The organism is Streptomyces monomycini, assembly GCF_022271435.1.
Classification (GTDB): Bacteria; Actinomycetota; Actinomycetes; order Streptomycetales; family Streptomycetaceae; genus Streptomyces; species Streptomyces monomycini.
This window is the reverse complement of record NZ_JAFIQY010000005.1, coordinates 324,863-340,741: the sequence shown is the minus strand read 5'-3', so window position 1 is coordinate 340,741 and position 15,879 is coordinate 324,863. Positions and strand designations below refer to the sequence as shown.

General features: G+C 73.6%; 15 protein-coding genes. 9 read left to right on the top strand and 6 right to left on the bottom strand.

Annotated elements, in window-relative coordinates; translation table 11 throughout:
* Positions 1-11: 11 nt before the first annotated feature.
* Both JXZ78_RS09405 and JXZ78_RS09400 read left to right on the top strand, forming a co-directional pair.
* Entirely contained in the window at positions 12-656 is a 645-nt protein-coding gene (locus tag JXZ78_RS09405) for an amino acid ABC transporter permease (RefSeq protein ID WP_030018743.1), read from the top strand.
* A complete protein-coding gene (locus tag JXZ78_RS09400; RefSeq protein ID WP_030018744.1) occupies positions 653-1,519 on the top strand; it encodes an amino acid ABC transporter permease in 867 nt (288 codons plus the stop codon). Before JXZ78_RS09405 ends, JXZ78_RS09400 begins: the two co-directional genes overlap by 4 nt.
* Before the next feature lie 58 nt (positions 1,520-1,577).
* Here JXZ78_RS09400 and JXZ78_RS09395 read toward each other — a convergent pair whose 3' ends face one another.
* From JXZ78_RS09395 to JXZ78_RS09385, 3 genes are all read right to left on the bottom strand, one after another.
* Positions 1,578-3,191 carry an alpha/beta fold hydrolase gene (locus JXZ78_RS09395; RefSeq protein WP_030018745.1) on the bottom strand — a complete coding sequence of 538 codons (1,614 nt, stop codon included), beginning with the start codon at positions 3,189-3,191 and terminating at the stop codon, positions 1,578-1,580.
* Positions 3,192-3,345: 154 nt separating this feature from the next.
* Positions 3,346-4,560: a globin domain-containing protein gene (locus JXZ78_RS09390; protein ID WP_030018746.1), complete on the bottom strand. Its 1,215-nt coding sequence runs from the start codon at positions 4,558-4,560 to the stop codon at positions 3,346-3,348.
* 136 nt (positions 4,561-4,696) lie between these two features.
* Complete coding sequence (locus JXZ78_RS09385; protein WP_030018747.1) at positions 4,697-5,143, bottom strand: RrF2 family transcriptional regulator; 447 nt, start codon at positions 5,141-5,143, stop codon at positions 4,697-4,699.
* Between the two features lie 310 nt (positions 5,144-5,453).
* Here JXZ78_RS09385 and JXZ78_RS09380 point away from each other — a divergent pair, with 310 nt between their 5' ends.
* On the top strand, positions 5,454-5,861 hold the full coding sequence (locus JXZ78_RS09380) for a four-helix bundle copper-binding protein (RefSeq protein WP_030018748.1): 408 nt from the start codon (positions 5,454-5,456) through the stop codon (positions 5,859-5,861).
* 41 nt (positions 5,862-5,902) lie between these two features.
* Here the strand turns inward: JXZ78_RS09380 and JXZ78_RS09375 are convergent, their stop codons facing one another.
* Positions 5,903-6,304 carry a DnaJ family domain-containing protein gene (locus JXZ78_RS09375; protein ID WP_030018749.1) on the bottom strand — a complete coding sequence of 134 codons (402 nt, stop codon included), beginning with the start codon at positions 6,302-6,304 and terminating at the stop codon, positions 5,903-5,905.
* A gap of 218 nt (positions 6,305-6,522) precedes the next feature.
* Between JXZ78_RS09375 and JXZ78_RS09370 the strand changes: the two genes are divergently transcribed.
* A complete protein-coding gene (locus tag JXZ78_RS09370; RefSeq protein WP_030018750.1) occupies positions 6,523-8,091 on the top strand; it encodes a carboxylesterase/lipase family protein in 1,569 nt (522 codons plus the stop codon).
* A 32-nt stretch (positions 8,092-8,123) separates the two neighbouring features.
* Here JXZ78_RS09370 and JXZ78_RS09365 read toward each other — a convergent pair whose 3' ends face one another.
* On the bottom strand, positions 8,124-8,867 hold the full coding sequence (locus JXZ78_RS09365) for a hypothetical protein (protein WP_030018751.1): 744 nt from the start codon (positions 8,865-8,867) through the stop codon (positions 8,124-8,126).
* 250 nt (positions 8,868-9,117) lie between these two features.
* Here JXZ78_RS09365 and ggt point away from each other — a divergent pair, with 250 nt between their 5' ends.
* From ggt to JXZ78_RS09340, 5 genes are all read left to right on the top strand, one after another.
* The gene (gene ggt / locus JXZ78_RS09360) at positions 9,118-10,947 is read left to right on the top strand and encodes a gamma-glutamyltransferase (RefSeq protein WP_030018752.1); all 1,830 of its coding nucleotides are present in this window, start codon (positions 9,118-9,120) and stop codon (positions 10,945-10,947) included.
* 167 nt (positions 10,948-11,114) lie between these two features.
* Positions 11,115-11,588 carry a MarR family winged helix-turn-helix transcriptional regulator gene (locus tag JXZ78_RS09355; RefSeq protein WP_030018753.1) on the top strand — a complete coding sequence of 158 codons (474 nt, stop codon included), beginning with the start codon at positions 11,115-11,117 and terminating at the stop codon, positions 11,586-11,588.
* A gap of 122 nt (positions 11,589-11,710) precedes the next feature.
* Positions 11,711-13,312 carry an amidase gene (locus JXZ78_RS09350; RefSeq protein ID WP_238782775.1) on the top strand — a complete coding sequence of 534 codons (1,602 nt, stop codon included), beginning with the start codon at positions 11,711-11,713 and terminating at the stop codon, positions 13,310-13,312.
* Positions 13,313-13,473: 161 nt separating this feature from the next.
* Positions 13,474-14,049 carry a TetR/AcrR family transcriptional regulator gene (locus JXZ78_RS09345; protein WP_050502214.1) on the top strand — a complete coding sequence of 192 codons (576 nt, stop codon included), beginning with the start codon at positions 13,474-13,476 and terminating at the stop codon, positions 14,047-14,049.
* A gap of 81 nt (positions 14,050-14,130) precedes the next feature.
* Complete coding sequence (locus JXZ78_RS09340; RefSeq protein WP_157851497.1) at positions 14,131-14,724, top strand: hypothetical protein; 594 nt, start codon at positions 14,131-14,133, stop codon at positions 14,722-14,724.
* A gap of 210 nt (positions 14,725-14,934) precedes the next feature.
* On the opposite strand, the gene JXZ78_RS09335 is transcribed toward JXZ78_RS09340, so the two are convergent.
* Positions 14,935-15,639 carry a beta-ketoacyl-ACP reductase gene (locus JXZ78_RS09335; RefSeq protein WP_030018758.1) on the bottom strand — a complete coding sequence of 235 codons (705 nt, stop codon included), beginning with the start codon at positions 15,637-15,639 and terminating at the stop codon, positions 14,935-14,937.
* Positions 15,640-15,879: the final 240 nt, after the last annotated feature.

Here is a 15,879-nt window from a genome sequence, read left to right as displayed (position 1 = left end):
GAGGACCGCCCATGAACGTGCTCACGGACAACTTCTCCCTCTACGGGGAAGGGCTGCTCGGCACCGTCGAACTGACCGTCCTCGCCTCGCTGCTCGCGCTGGTCGCCGGGGTACTGATGGCGGCCTTCCGGGTGGCGCCGGTCGGTTCACTGCGGGTGTTCGGCACCGTGTGGGTGATGGTGCTGCGCAACACCCCGCTGACGCTGCTGTTCTTCGCTGTGCTGCTCGGGCTGCCGCGCTTCGGCGTCGTACTGCCCTTCAAGGTCTTCGCCGTTCTCGCGCTGGGCTGCTACACCTCCGCCTTCATCTGCGAGGCGGTGCGCTCCGGCATCAACACCGTCCCGGTGGGGCAGGGCGAGGCGGCCCGCAGCCTCGGCATGACCTTCTCGCAGACCCTGGGCGACGTGGTGCTGCCGCAGGCGTTCCGTACCGTCATCCCGCCCGTCGGCTCCACGCTCATCGCGCTCGCCAAGAATTCCGCGATCGCCGGATCGTTCAGCGTCGTCGAACTCCTCGGCACCTACAAGACACTCAACGAGCTGGGCTACAGCATCATCTGGACCTTCGTCTGGATCGCCGTCGGCTACCTGATCGTGACCCTGACCATCAGCGCGCTGTTCAACGTGCTGGAAAAGCGCTGGGGGGTTCCCCGATGACCGCCACCACCGCCCTCTACGACGTCCCCGGACCGCACAGCAAGCGCCGGCACCGGCTCTACGGGGCGGCGGCGACGGTGGTGATCCTCGCCGTCCTCGCCTGGGTCGGGTACCTGCTGGTCGACACCGGCCAGTTCAGCTCCCGCAAGTGGACGCCATTCGCGTACGTGGGCATCCAGAAGCTGCTGCTCGAAGGGCTGGGCAACACGCTCAAGGCGTTCGCGTGCGCGGCCGTGCTGTCGCTCGTGCTGGGCGCGGTGCTGGCCGCCGGGCGGCTCTCGGACCATGCGCCGGTCCGCTGGGTGAGCACGCTGCTGGTGGAGTTCTTTCGCGCGATGCCCGTACTGGTCATGATCTTCTTCGTGTACGTGGCGCTGAAGGCCGAGCCGCTGTACGCGCTGATCACGGGGCTGACGCTGTACAACGGGTCGGTGCTGGCCGAGGTGTTCCGGGCCGGGGTGCACTCCGTCGATCGGGGACAGCGGGAGGCCGCGTACGCGCTGGGTATGCGCAAGACGCAGGTCATGACGTACGTCCTGGTGCCGCAGGCGGTCCGGGCCATGCTGCCCACGATCATCAGCCAGCTCGTCGTCGCCCTGAAGGACACCTCGCTCGGCTTCCTGATCACCTACGAGGAGTTCCTGCACGCCGGCAAGCTGATCGCCTCCAACCTCGACTACGACCTGCCCTTCATCCCGGTCGTCATGATCGTCTCGCCGATCTACATCGGCATGTGCATGCTGCTGTCGTGGTGCGCGTACCGGGTGGCGAAGCGGCAGCGCAAGAGCCTGAAGACGGACGCGGTGGATGTCAACGCGCCGGAGCCGGGGACGCTGCTGCCGGGGGCGCAGCAGCAGCGATGACGCCCCGGGCCCGGCCTTGAGCCGCGCAGCGGCAGCGCCGCCCTCCCGGGCCCGGTCCTCAGTCGCGCACCGGCACCGACACCCACGACGGGTCGTTCGCGGGGGAGGAGAAGGTGAGCTTCGCGCCGGACGGGTTGTGCTCGATGTACAGCGGGTCGACGGAGTCCACGACCACCGCCAGCCGGTGGCCCGCCGGGACGTCGTACGCCGTCGAGAACAACTCCAGGTCCACGCCGAACGGCTTGCCCGCGGCCTTGTCGTGGAAGGTGAACGGCGCGTGCGAGACCAGCTTGCCGAGGCCGAGCGGCCCCACGTCGTACAGGTAGGCGATGCCGGTGCCGCTCTCCGCGGTGCTGGTGACGGTGGTGTGCAGCTTGGCCGTACCGCGTACGTGCTGCGCCGAGGTGTACCGCTCGGACTGCCACACGGCGGCGGCCGAGCGCGGCAGCAGCGGGATGGAGGCCATCGGCGGCAGCCGGAAGAACTGGTCGAGGAGGCTGGAGAGGAAGATCGTGCCGCCGTTGGCGCCGGAGTCCCGGTTGGTACGGATCCGCTGTGTGCCGTTCAGCGCGATCCTCCGGTTCCCCGAGGGCACGTCCTTCCAGCTCTTGTACCCCTCGTAGGCGCCGGTGGAGCGGGACTTCAGCTGTACGGGTGCCTCGCGGTCGACGCCGTTGTCGGCGCCCTTGAGGTAGCGGTCGAACCAGCGCTTGGTGTGGTCCCAGGTGTCGTTCGGGAGACCGAGCAGGCCCAGGCCCTCGGCGGTGGCGTGGTCGCCGGGCCGGAACTCCAGCCGCTTGGGCCCCTTGAGCTTCTCGTAGAAGTCGGCGTACTGGTTGGGCGGGAAGAGCGAGTCGCCCCAGGCGTTGCCCAGCATGATCGCCGCGCCATTGGCGTTGATCTTGTCGAGGTAGGTGACCGGGGACCGCTTCGCGCCCCACTTGATCATGTCGCCTTCCTTGGCCAGATCGGAGGCGAGGAAGTTTTTGAGGATGGTCCGCAGCTCCGGGCTGGGGCGCCCGGTGACCGCGCCGAGGCCGCCCAGCAGGGCGGCCGCCTGCTGGTGCTGGGTACGGCCGCTGTAGATCGAGTCGATCAGGTCGGCCCAGCCGCTCAGCGCCGCGACGGCCTTGACGCGCTTGTCGAAGGCCGAGGTCAGCAGGCTGATCCCGGCGCCGTACGACACCCCGCCCATACCGACCTTCGCCGGGTCGGCCGCGGTGTGGGCCAGCGCCCAGTCGATGACCTTGGAGGCGTCGGCGATGTCCGGGGGACCGGCCGTCTCGATCTGCCCGCCGGACTGCCAGAAGCCGCGCGAGTTGTAGCCCACCACCACGTACCCGGCGTCGGCGAGCTTCTTGGCCTGCACGACGTACTCGATCTGCGGCATGCCCCAGCTGGTGGGCAGCACGATCAGCGGATAGCGGCGGCCGGGCGCGGCGTCGCCCGGGGTGAAGACGTTGGCCTTCAGGGTGATACCGCCGTCGCCCTCGATGTCGACGAACTTCACGTCGGGGAACTCCGCCGCGAGCTGCTGTGGCGAGGCGACGCCGGTCGTGGGGGAGGGGGCCGCTGAGTTCGCGGCCGGGGCGCCCGCGAGGGTGGAGGTGGCGAGCACGGCCGCGGAGACGGTACCGACGGCGGTGCGCAGCGTGGTGCGTGAGGGCGACATCTACTGCTCCAGGTGCTCCAGGAGGGGGGCTGAAGTGACTGGAGAGTAAAATGCGCTGCTTACCGTTGGTAACCCGTCGGTAGGTTACGGATGGGTAACGTGAGATGTCCGGGCGCGTGATGCGCCCGGCCCACCGGCCGGGCGCATGACGCGCTCAGAGCCCCAGGTCCGGCCCGAACACTTCGTAGTGGATGTCCGCCGCCGGCACCCCCGCCTCCAGAAGCTGGGTGCGGACGGCCTTCATGAAGGGCACCGGGCCGCAGAGGTAGGCGATGGCGCCCGCCGGGACATCCACCCGGCTCAGGTCGACCAGCCCCTCGTGGAAGGTGACCGGCGCGTCGGTACCGTCACGGTCCCCGCCGTCCTCCGGCTGCTCGTACCAGACCTCCGCCGTGGCGTTGGCCAGCTTCCCGGTCAGCTGCCGCAGTTCGGCGCGGAAGGCGTGGGTGTACGGGGAGCGGTCGGCGTGCACCGAGACGACGCGCCGGGCGGAGCTGTCGGCGGCGAGCCGGGAGAGCATGCCGATCATGGGGGTGCAGCCGATGCCGGCCGAGGCGAACAGCAGCGGGCGGTCGCCCTCGTCCAGCACCACGTCACCGAACGGCGCGCTCACGCGCAGGACTTCGCCGCCGTGCACATGGTCGTGCAGGTGGTTGGAGACCTCGCCGGCGGGCGAGCCGGCTGCGTCGCCGGTGACCCGCTTCACGGAGAACTGCAGACCGGCGTCCGGCTGGCCCGACAGGCTGTACTGCCGTATCTGGTGGGCGCCGTCGGGAAGCTCGATCTGCACGGAGACGTACTGGCCGGGCCGGGACGCCGGGAGCGGTCCCCCGTCCACCGGCTGCACGACGAAGGTGGCCACGTCGTCGGTCTCCTGGAGCCGGCCGGTCACGCGGTACTCCCGCCACACGTCCCCGTCCGGCGTGCCCGCCGTCTCGTACAGCCGCTTCTCGGCGGCGATGAGGGCGTTCGCCATCAGCCAGTACACCTCGTCCCAGGCTGCCGCGACCTCCTCGGTGACGGCTTCGCCCAGGATCTCCACGATGGCCGCGAACAGGTGCTCGTGCACGATCGGGTACTGGTCGGCGCGGACGCCGAGCGAGGCGTGCTTGTGCGCGATGCGCTCCAGCATCGCGTCGGGGCGCTCGTCCGGGTGCTCCACCAGGTACGTCGCGAAGGCGGCGATGGAGCCGGCGAGGGCCTGACGCTGGCTGCCGTTGGCCTGGTTGCCGCGGTTGAACAGGTCGCGCAGCAGTTCGGGGTGGGCGGCGAACATCTTGTCGTAGAAGAGCGGGGTGATCTCACCGATGGCCGCTCCGACCGCGGGAAGCGTGGCGCGGACGGTTTCGGCGGACGTGGACGACAGCATCGGGTGCTCCGGTTCTCGGGAAGTGCTGAGGGGTCGGTGGTGGTCGGTGGGCACGTTGCGGCGCAAATAACTTGCATCTGAAATTCGTATTTCGCCGCCAGCGTAGAAGCCGGGGCGGGGGTGTGCGTAGGGCCGTTCAGCCCTCCGGGCGGGGAGACAGGCTGAGCAGCAGAGGGCCGGTCGGGGTCCCCACCAGGTCCTCGATGGACAGCGGATCGAGCGCGGCGAAGAACGCTTCCTGCGCGGTACGCAGGGCGCCGCGCAGCCGGCAGGCCGCGCGCAGCGGGCACGGCGGATCGTCCTCGCACCCCACCACGTCGCCGACACCCTCCAGTTCGCGCACCAGACGCCCCAGGGAGCCGGTACGGCCCTTCCGGGTCAGGGACAGGCCCCCGTTGCGTCCGCGCCGGGCCTCCACGACGCCCAGGTGCTGGAGTCTGCTCACCACCTTGGCGGCGTGCGTGTACGGGACCTGGACGGCGCCCGCCACCTCGCGGGTGGTCGGCGCGTCGCCCCGGTCGTCGAGGACCGCCAGTCGCATGGCGATGCGGAGCGCGATGTCGGTGCTCTTCGTCAGTCGCACGAGTACACCGTACTGAATTGGAATTTCAGATACCAATTCGGGTGCGGTGGACGGGACGGGCGAGACCGGGCATGCCGCCCGGGAGCGGGTGAGCCGGTCGTACCGGGCGCGTCGCGCGGGACCGGGTGAGCCGGTCGTGCCGGACAGGCCGGGCACGCCGGGGGACCGGCCGCGAAGACGGGCGGCCGCGCGCCTGTCCCGTCGCGCCGGGCAGCAGTACGGTCGGCCCGAAGGGCATCCACGGGCCACCCTCCGGCCACCGGGATGCGGTGCCGGAAGCGGCCCGGAACCACCGCGCCTGGAGGCCGCCATGCTCCCGACCCGCACCCTGCTCGACAGCATCACCACCAAGGCCCGGCTCGGCACCGACGTGCTGGCCCCGGCCACCGACGCCCTCGCCGAGTGCGAGAAGGCCGTCCTCGTCTGCGCGACGGGCATGCTCGCATCCGACGACGCCGACCGGATGCGGGAATCGGTCCGCGCCGACCTGGACTGCCACGACGTCGTCGGCGCCACCCTGCGGCTGCTGCTCAGGGAAGGCGGCGGCGAGACCCGGCTGTTGGCCGCGCAGCTCGACGCGTGCGCGATCGCCTGCGAACGCAGCAACGAGCTGTGCCGGGCGCACGCCGGCGGCCACGAGCACTGCCGCCTGTGCACCCAGGCCACGACCCGCGCGATCGACGCCTGCCACGGCGTACGGGAGGCGCTGCGGCCGTAACCCGTCCGGCCGGCCGGGGACGGAGCCGCGCCCCCGGCCCGCTACTTCCCGCGCCGTTCGCGCCACTCCCGTACGACGCTCTCCACGTCGTACGGCTCCAGATTGAGCGGCGGGCCGGGCGGCGGCTGCCGGACCGCCTCCTGGATCTTGATGTTGATCTCGCCGATGATGCGCCGCACGGCCCGCTCGGAGGGGGCCCGCGCCGCGGCCTCCCGGGCGTCCTCGGCCTCCTTGCGCAGCGCGAGGGTGGGCGGCAGGAAGGAGAGGTTCTCCCGGCTCATCTTCTCCTTGACCCACCACATGGCGTCGTACGGCTCGTCGAGGCCGGTCAGCGGCTTGCCGAAGCCGGGCAGACCGGCGAAGTCGCCGCGCTCCGCGGCCTCACGGATCTGCCGGTCGGTCCAGGTCTCGAAGCTGACGCCGGGGGGCTTGCGCTCGGTCATCACGGGGCTCCCTGGGGTGGTGGAATGCGGCCGGTCACCCTCGGCCCCGGGGTGCGGGGGCCGTCGGTACAGGAGTACCACAGGGGCGTGCCCCGGGGACGGCCGGCCGTGGCCGCCCGGTTCGGGCCGCGGGACGGCGGCGTCGTGCGCGCGGGCGGCCGCCGGTCGCGTAGAACAGTCTGTGCGCGGGGGCCGAACCGGAGGAAAGGGCGTGACCGATGGCCGCAGTTGGCGAGTGGTGGCGGGCCGTGGAGACGGAGCGGGGGCGCGTGCGCGGCGTGCCGGAGCCGGTGGCGGAGGGCGGAGCGGCCCCGGGGCGGCGGACGGCGGGCGCCGGGACCGGGAGCCCGGCGGACGTGCCGCCGGTGACCGCCTTCCGCGGCATTCCGTACGCGGCGTCGCCGGTCGGCACGCTGCGCTTCGCGCCGCCGGACCCGCACGAGGGCTGGACCGGCGTGCGGGACGCGGTACGCCCCGGGCCCGCCGTGCCGCAGGGCCCGTCCCGGCTGGAGCGGGTCATGGGGACCCGTACGCCCGACTGGAGCGAGGACGGCTGTCTGACCCTCAACGTCTGGAGCCCCGCCGGGCCGTCGGGCGCGGGACGGCCCGTGCTGGTGTGGTTCCACGGCGGCGGCTTCACCAGCGGGTCCGGCGGCTGGGACTGGTACGACGGTGCCCGGCTCGCGGCGCTCGGTGACCTCGTCGTGGTCACGGCCAACTACCGTCTCGGGCCGCTCGGCTGGCTCCACCTGCCCGAGGCGGGCGTGACCGGCCTCGGGCTCCAGGACCAGGCCGCGGCACTGCGCTGGGTGCACGAGAACATCGCGGCCTTCGGCGGCGACCCCGCCCGGGTCACCGTCGGTGGCCAGTCGGCGGGCGCGTACACGGCCCTGGCTCTCGCGGTCGCGCCGGAGACCCGCGGGCTGATGCGGCGGGTCGTCGCGCAGAGCGGCCCGTGGGGTCTGGAACCTCAGGACCCGGCCGAGGCAGCCGGGATCACGGCCGACTACCTGCGTCTGCTGGGGTTGCCGGACAAGGCGGCCGTGCCCGGCAACGAGGCCGCCGCCCTGCGGGAATTGCGTGCCCTGCCGGTGGAGCGGCTGCTCGCCGCGTACGCCCGGCTGGCGGCGGACCGCGCGCGCCCGGGCCGCCTCACACCGCTCATGTACCCGGTGCTCGGTGGCGCCGGCCTGCCGGTTCCACCCGTGCAGGCCGTGGCGGAAGGCGGCCTGGGCGCCACCGGGTTGCTGATCGGCACGGTACGGGACGAGATGACCGCGTTCCTGGCCTTCGACGCCGGGGCCCGGGCGTTCACCCGGGACGACGTCCTGCGGATCATGAGCGAGGACGCCTGCGGTGAAGCCGGCGCGGCGGCCGTCGCGTACGACGACCTGGCGCGCCTGCGGCCGGACGCGTCCCCCGTGGACCTGCTGGCCGAGGCGGCCACCGGCTGGATGTTCCGGGACGGCGCGACCGCCATCGCGGAGCAGCGCGCCGCGCAGGGCACGCCCGCGTACGTCTACCGCTTCGACCGGGCCCCGGACGGTGACGACGGCACGCTCGGCGCCACCCACTGCGCGGAACTGCCGTTCCTCTTCGGTACGTTCGACGCCTACCCCGAAAGCCCGATGCTGGGACGCGCCGGTGCCGAGGACCGCCGCCTGGCGCAGGCGTTCGGCGGCGCGCTCGCCGCCTTCGCGGCCACCGGCACGCCCAACGGGCCGGGGCTCGCCGCCTGGCAGCCGTACCGCGGCGGGCCGGCGCCCGAGGTGATGTACTTCGGCTGACCCCGAGGGGCCGTGCGGCACAGGGGCGGCCGCTACACCCCCGCCCGGTGCCCCTTCGGCTCGGCCGGCGCCAGCGCGGCCCTCGTCACGTCCGCGACGAGTTCCACCACGTCGGGCCCGTACGCCTGCGAGTTGACGACCTTGAGCAGCAGGCAGAATTGCCCGTCGGCGCCGTGCTTGCGGGCCAGCCGCGCCCGGTTGCGCACGAGGTGCCGTACGGCGGCCCGGTGGGTCACCGGGCGCTGCCCGGCCGCGAGGAAGACCGGACGGCCGCTCTCGACGGCGGTGAGCCGGGCCAGCAGCACGTACTCCACCGCGCCCGGCTCCATCCGGTACGTCGAGCCGCCGACGGCGAAGGTGCCGCGGCCGATGCCGTGTTCGTCGCCGGGGTGGACGGCGACACCCGGCAGCAGGTTCGCCAGGTGGGCCGCGAGACGGCGGTGCGCGGTCGGGTCGCCCACGCAGAACTCGGTGCGCGCGCCGAAGCCCTGGAGCCCGGTGTCGTGCGGCGCGACCTCCGCGTGCGCGCCGCAGGTCTCCACCACCGAGGCCAGGCCGAGCAGCGCGAGCGCGTCGTGCCGCGGGATGCTCCAGTGGGCCGAGGTGCTGTCCCGGTGGGTGACCAGCACGCATTCCGATCCGTCGGGCAGCCCGAAGAAGCTCTGCTCGCGGTCCAGCCTGCGGCGCGCCACGGCGGCGTGCGCGGCCCAGCCGGCCGCGGCACCCACGACGAGGGCGGCCGCCGCCACGGTCACGAGGAGCAGGGAGTCGTCCATGGCGGGGGAGCGTAGCGGCTGTCCGGGAGTGTGTTCGAACGCGGGGCGGGCGGCTGGGCGGCCTTGCCCGGGTCCGTACGGGCATACGGGACAGCGCCCGCTATAGGGCGCCCCGTACCGTTGCGCCCCGGCGGACGGCTCGGCCGTTCGCGCCCCTTTCGCGCCCCGCACTCGCGCCCTCTGTCGCCCCCTTGAACACGCAGGTAGGCTCCGGCCTCTGCCGCCCGAACAGGCCAGGAGGGAACGCCGTATGACACCTGCCCGACGTCTTTCCGCGCTGGGGGTGGTCGCCGCCCTCGCCGGCTCGCTGACCGCCGTCCCGGCCTCGGCCGCGTCCCCGGCCGCCACCGCGCACCCGCCGACGGCCGCGCCGGCCGGGACCCCGCCGAAGGTTCCCGTGGCGACCGGCTACGGCGGCGCGGTCTCCAGCGTGGACGCCGACGCCTCCGCCGCCGGCATCGAGGTGCTGCGCAAGGGCGGCAACGCGGTGGACGCCGCGGTCGCCACCGCGGCGGCCCTCGGCGTCACCGAGCCCTACTCCGCCGGCGTCGGAGGCGGCGGCTACTTCGTCTCGTACGACGCCAAGTCCCGCACCATACGCACCCTCGACGGCCGCGAGACCGCGCCGCTCAGCGCGGACCGCGGCCTCTTCCTGGAGAACGGCAAGCCGATCCCGTTCGACCAGGCGGTCACCAGCGGCCTGTCCGTCGGCACCCCCGGCACGCCCGCGACCTGGGACACCGCGCTGGAACGCTGGGGCACCCGCCCGCTGCGCGAACTCCTCAAGCCCGCCGAGAAGCTCGCCCGCGACGGCTTCGAGGTCGACGAGACGTTCCGTTCGCAGACCGCCGCCAACGAGGCGCGCTTCCGCGACTTCCCCGCCACCGCCCGCCTGTTCCTCCCCGGCGGCAAGCTGCCGGTCGTCGGCTCCACCCTCAAGAACCCCGACCTGGCCCGTACGTACAAGGAACTGGGCGACAAGGGCGTCGACGCGCTGTACGACGGACGGCTCGGCAAGGACGTCGTACGGACCGTCCGGCAGCCGCCGGTGCGTCCCGGCGCCGAGCGCAAGGTGCGGCCCGGGGACCTGACGGCGAAGGACCTGCGGGAGTACGAGGTGCGCCGCCAGGCGCCGACCAAAACCCGTTACCGGGGCCTGGACGTGTACGGCATGGCGCCCGGCTCCTCCGGCGGCACCACCATCGCCGAGGCGCTCAACATCCTGGAGCACGGCGACCTGTCGAAGCTGAGCGAGAAGGAGTACCTGCACCGCTACATCGAGGCCAGCCGCATCGCCTTCGCCGACCGCGGGCGCTGGGTCGGCGACCCGGAGTTCGAGGACGTGCCGACGCGCGGCCTGACCTCGCAGCGCTTCGCCGACTCCCGGGCCTGCCTGATCAAGGACGACGCGGTGCTCACCAGCCCGCTGGCGCCCGGCGACCCGCGCGACCCGCGGCCCTGCCAGGCCGGCGGGCGGGCCGCTCCGACGACGTACGAGGGGGAGAACACCACCCACCTGACCGTCGCCGACAAGTGGGGCAACGTCGTCGCCTACACCCTGACCATCGAGCAGACCGGCGGCAGCGGCATCGTCGTACCGGGCCGCGGCTTCCTGCTCAACAACGAGCTGACGGACTTCTCCTTCGCCCCGGCGAACCCGGCCGTGCACGACCCGAACCTGCCGGGCCCCGGCAAGCACCCGCGGTCCTCGATGTCCCCGACGATCGTGCTGCGGGACGGCCGCCCGGTGGTGGCGCTGGGCTCGCCCGGCGGCGCGACGATCATCACGACCGTCCTGCAGAGCCTGCTGAACCACCTGGAGCGCGGCATGCCGCTGGTCGACGCCATCGCCGCGCCGCGCGCCAGCCAGCGCAACGCGGCCGCCACCGAGCTGGAACCCGGCCTGTGGGACAGCCCGGTCCGCGCCCAGTTGGAGGCCATCGGCCACAGGTTCACCCGCAACCCGGAGATCGGCGCCGCGACCGGCGTGCAGCGCCTGCCGGACGGGCGCTGGCTGGCGGCGGCGGAGAAGCAGCGGCGCGGCGGCGGGTCGGCGATGGTGGTACGGCCCAAGGGGTGAACGGGCCAAGGGGGAATGTGCCAAGAAGTGAACGGGCCCAGGGCCGAGAGGGCCGAGAGGTGCGGCAGGGCCGGGAGCGGTGCAGGCTCCCGGCCCTGCCGCACCCTGCCGTAACGGGGCGTAGCGGAGCATAAGGGCGTTAAATAACCGTACGATAGGTTTTCCGGGTGAACGACGACCTGAACGACCACCCGCCCCCCTCCCCGGACGGCGACCTGGACGTGGACGCCTTCGCCACCGCGGTCGAGTACTTCAACCGCTTCTACGTCCGGCTCCCCGCGCCGGAGAAACTCTCCCTGACGACCCTGTCGGTGCTGGACACCCTCGCGTACGCGGAAGGGCCGCTGCGGCTGACCGAACTGACCAGGACCGAGCAGGTCAGCCAGCCCGGCATCACCCAGCTGGTCACCCGGCTGGAACGCGACGGCCTGGTCGAACGCCGCCCCGACCCCAGCGACGGGCGCGCCGTCCTCGTCCGCATCACCGAGGCGGGACGGCGCGTCGGCCGCACCCGGCACACGGACCGGACGCGCCACCTGGAACCGCTGGTGGCCCAGCTGACCTCCGGGCAGCGGCAGGCGCTCGCCGACGCGCTGCCCGCCCTGACCCGCCTCGCGGAACTGGGCCGGCACCGGTCGTGACGCCGCGGACGCGCCGTTGAAGCGGGCGCGCTCCGGAAGCGCGTGCGCCGTTGAAGCGGGCGCCGCCCCCGGTTACCGTCGAAGTTGTTCGTTCGAACGAACAGTGCCGGCAAGGGGGAGCCATGGGCTTACGCGACGACGACGGCAGGGAGTACGAAGGACTGGCCGAGCAGGCCGCGGCGCTGGCGGCGGGGCAGGTGTCCTCGGCCGAGCTGGTACGGCGGTCGCTGGCCCGTATCGACGCCACCCAGGACACGGTCAACGCCTTCCGCCGGGTGCGCGCCGAGGCCGCGCTCGCCGAAGCCGCCGCGGCCGACCGGCGGCTGGCCGCGGGCGAGCGGCTGCCGCTGCTCGGGGTGCCGGTCGCGGTCAAGGACGACACCGACGTGGCGGGCGAGCCCACCGCGTTCGGTTGCGCCGGGGAGTTCCCGCCCAAGTCCGCCGACGCCGAGGTCGTACGGCGGCTCCGCGCGGCCGGCGCGGTCGTCGTCGGCAAGACCAACGCATGCGAACTGGGCCAGTGGCCGTTCACCGAAGGACCCGCCTTCGGCGACACCCGCAACCCCTGGAACCCGGGCCACACACCCGGCGGTTCGTCGGGCGGTTCGGCGGCCGCCGTCGCCGCGGGCCTCGTCCCGGCCGCCCTGGGCACGGACGGCGCCGGCTCGGTCCGCATCCCCGCCGCCTGGACCCACCTCGTCGGCATCAAGCCGCAGCGCGGCCGGATCTCCACCTGGCCGGACCCGGAATCCTTCCAGGGCATCACGGTGCTGGGCCCGCTGGCCCGAACGGTCCGGGACGCGGCACTGCTGCTCGACGCCGCCGCCGGCCACCATGACGGCGACCTGCACCGGCCCCGCCCGGTCGCGGCCCGCGCGGCGGCCGACCGCGACCCGGGACGGCTGCGGATCGCGCTCTCCTGGAAACCGGCCTTCACCGGTACGCCCAAACCGCTCCACCCGGAGGTACGGTCCGCCGTCACCGCCCTCGCCCGCACCCTCGCGGGCCTCGGCCACCAGGTCGAGGAGGCCGAACCGGACTACGGACTGATCGGCCTCGCGTTCGTGCCGCGGGCGACGACGGGCGTACGGGAATGGGCGGCGCGGGTGCCCGACCGCGCGCTGCTGGACCGCCGGACGCGCGACGCGGCCCGGCTGGGACGGCTGCTCGGCGGCTCCGTGCTGCGCCGGGCGCGCGCGGCGGAACGACGGCAACACGGGCGCGTGGGCGCGCTGTTCGGCCCGTACGACATCCTCCTGACGCCGACCACTGCCGCGCCCCCGCCGCGCATCGGCACGCTCGCGCGGATGAACGGCTGGCAGACGGACCGCGCCATGATCGCCGCGTGCCCGTACGCCTGGCCGTGGAACGTCCTCGGCTGGCCGGGCATCAGCGTCCCGGCCGGGTTCACCGCGGGCGGTCTCCCGCTGGGCGCCCAACTCCTCGGCCCCGCCCACTCGGAGCCCCTGCTGATCTCGCTGGCGGCCCAGCTGGAGGCGGAGGCGCGCTGGTACGAACGGTGGCCCGAGGCGGCGGCGGTGGAGAGCGGGGCGAAGAGCGCGGTGACGGCGCCCGCGACGGACGGTGGCTCGGGGGTTCGTGGGCGGGCGCGGCTGCACGGTCTGAAGGTGGTGGCCGGCCGGCTCCGGACGGCGAGTGGGCCCGGGCCTGCGGACACGGTGGGCGGGCCCGGGCCCGGGCCTGCGGACACGGTGGGCCGGTGACGGCGCGCGGGGCCGGGCCGAGACGTACGGAAGCCGGGGCGCGCCGCACGGACGGCGGGACGGGCCGCACGGAGGCCGGTTCGCGCCGTACGGAAGCCGGTCCGGCGCGGGCCCCGGCCCCCGCCGGCACGCCGAACCGGGCGGGAGACACCCGGCGTTGCATCATCGGCGCCGTCCTGCGCATCATCGGCCGGGACGGTGTCGCCGCCGTCACCAACCGGCGTATCGCCAAGGAAGCCGGTGTCTCGCTGGGGTCGGTGACGTACCACTTCGCGACCCAGCACGACCTGCTGCGGGAGAGCCTGCTGCGGTTCGTCGCCGAGGAGACCCGGCGGTTCACCGAACTGGCGGAGGACAGCCGCCTCGACCGGATCGGGCTGCCCGAGGCCGCCGCCCTGGTCGGCCAGGTCGCCGGCGGTACGGAGTTCGACAGCGAGCACATCGCGCCGTTCGAACTGTACGTCCAGGCGGGCCGCGACGAGCGGCTGCGGGCCGCGGCCGCCGAGTGCTTCGCCGCGTACGACCGGCTCGCCGCCCGCATCCTGACGGCCCTGGGCGTCGCCGACGCCGAGCGCCTGGCGGGCACCGTGGTCGCCCTGGTCACGGGGCAGCAACTGCGGCGCCTGGCCACCGGCTCGACCGCCGAGGACCTGGTCGACGCCTTGCTGTTGCTGGCCAGGGGCGCGGCTCCGGCGGTCCCCGCCTCCGTCCCCGCGGCGCGGGACCGTGGCGTCTGAGTACGCGTACTCATGACGGTCAGGGCGCGTACGGGCACAATCTGCCCTTGTCCGCCGTGCCCAGCCGTATCGGAGTGACCTGTGAGACGCCTGGCCGCAGCAGGAGTGGCCGCGGCCGCTGCCGCGCTGCTGACGCTGACCGGTTGCGGCACCGAGCGCGCCGCCGGCCCGGAGCGTACGGCAGGCTCGGAGGGCTCGGAGGGCACCACCGGCCCGGAGCCCGTCACCAGCTCCCGTCTCTTCCAGGACGTCGCCGCCCGCTGTGCGGGCGCTTCCACCCAGCGTCCGAGCCCTCCGGCGGATGAGCCACCGGGCCACGCCGCGGCGGATCCAGAGTCGTCGCGCTACTGGGAGAACCACGGCTACAAGAGGACGGCGCAGCTCGCGCCGGACGCCCGCTGCCGGGGCGCCGCGCACGCCGAACGCATCACCGCCGAGCTGCGGAAGGCGGGCCCGGCCGGAGTACGGAACGAGGGGGATCTCGCGGCGGTGCTCGAACGGCTCGCCTACCCGAAGGACGTCACCGACGTGTACCGCTCGGGCGGCTCCCTCGGCTTCACGCTGTCGCTCCCGGACGGCCCATGCCTCACCGGAAGTCTGGGCCCGCCGCTCGACATCGAGACGCACGGTGCCTACATGGAAGGCGGCTGCGCGGAGCCCCGGGGCGGCCACTGACCCCGCGCGTCGTGCCGCGTCGCGGTCGGCCGCTGTGCCTGTGAGACGCCGGCGACCGGCGTCTCACAGGCTCCCCGCCGTCCCCCGGTGCGTGAGCGCCTGACCCCCGTCCAAGCACTCACGCACCGCCCCTCGTGGGGACAGGTCTGTCCGCCCGCGCCAGGGAGGGCGCGGGGATGTGGTGAAAGTGTGCGGCTGTGCGCGCGGGCCTCAGTGGCCCATGCCGGCGCCGCCGTCCACCGGGACGACGGCCCCAGTGATGTACGACGCCTCGTCGCCGGCCAGCCAGCGCACCGCCGCGGCGATGTCCTCGGGGCGGGCCATTCTGCCCAGGGGGATCTGCTCGACCATGGCGTCCAGGCGGTCCTGGGGGAGCGCCGCGGCCATGTCGGTCCGGGTGAGGCCGGGGGCGACCACGTTGGCGGTGATGTTGCGCGAGCCCAGTTCGCGGGCGAGGGAGCGGGCCAGACCGACGAGTCCGGCCTTGGCCGCCGCGTAGTTCGCCTGGCCGGCCTCGCCGCGCAGGCCGACGGTCGAGCCGACGAAGACCATCCGGCCCTTGCGGGCCCGCAGCATGCCGCGGGTGGCGCGCTTGGCCAGCCGGTACGCGGCCGTGAGGTTGGTCGCCACGACGGCCTCGAAGTCGTCCTCCGACATCCGCATCAGCAGGGCGTCGCGGGTGATGCCGGCGTTGGCCACCAGCACCTCGACCGGACCGTGCGCCTCCTCGATCCGCCGGAAGGCCGCCTCGACCTGCTCCGGGTCGGTGATGTCGCACGGGACGCCCAGGACGCCGGCCGGCGGTTCGCCCGAGCGGTACGTGACGGCGACCTTGTCCCCGTCGGCGGCCATGGCTTCCGCGATCGCCAGTCCGATACCCCGGTTGCCACCGGTGATGAAGACGCTGCGGCTCATGGATGCCTCTCGGTTGCTGCTGGGACGCCCGGCTCCGGCCGGCGGCGCGACGGCGGTGCGGCCGCGGGGGTGCCGCGGCGCGGGGACCCTCGCGCGGTCAGTCACTCTGACATAAACCGATTGATCGTTCTCGTCCGGTGCCGGTCACATGCGGTGACCGGCACCGGGAGTTCCGGTAGGCGGCGTGCCGGTCCGGAGAGGGGGATGGGATGGTGTGGGCGTTTTACGGTGATATGCGGG

Coding starts and splice junctions, on each gene's coding strand:
- ggt (WP_030018752.1), top strand. CDS start 9,118: ATGACACCTGCCCGACGTCTTTCCGCGCTGGGGGTGGTCGCCGCCCTC.
- JXZ78_RS09400 (WP_030018744.1), top strand. CDS start 653: ATGACCGCCACCACCGCCCTCTACGACGTCCCCGGACCGCACAGCAAG.
- JXZ78_RS09365 (WP_030018751.1), bottom strand. CDS start 8,867: ATGGACGACTCCCTGCTCCTCGTGACCGTGGCGGCGGCCGCCCTCGTC.
- JXZ78_RS09395 (WP_030018745.1), bottom strand. CDS start 3,191: ATGTCGCCCTCACGCACCACGCTGCGCACCGCCGTCGGTACCGTCTCC.
- JXZ78_RS09370 (WP_030018750.1), top strand. CDS start 6,523: ATGGCCGCAGTTGGCGAGTGGTGGCGGGCCGTGGAGACGGAGCGGGGG.
- JXZ78_RS09390 (WP_030018746.1), bottom strand. CDS start 4,560: ATGCTGTCGTCCACGTCCGCCGAAACCGTCCGCGCCACGCTTCCCGCG.
- JXZ78_RS09380 (WP_030018748.1), top strand. CDS start 5,454: ATGCTCCCGACCCGCACCCTGCTCGACAGCATCACCACCAAGGCCCGG.
- JXZ78_RS09405 (WP_030018743.1), top strand. CDS start 12: ATGAACGTGCTCACGGACAACTTCTCCCTCTACGGGGAAGGGCTGCTC.
- JXZ78_RS09335 (WP_030018758.1), bottom strand. CDS start 15,639: ATGAGCCGCAGCGTCTTCATCACCGGTGGCAACCGGGGTATCGGACTG.
- JXZ78_RS09375 (WP_030018749.1), bottom strand. CDS start 6,304: ATGACCGAGCGCAAGCCCCCCGGCGTCAGCTTCGAGACCTGGACCGAC.
- JXZ78_RS09350 (WP_238782775.1), top strand. CDS start 11,711: ATGGGCTTACGCGACGACGACGGCAGGGAGTACGAAGGACTGGCCGAG.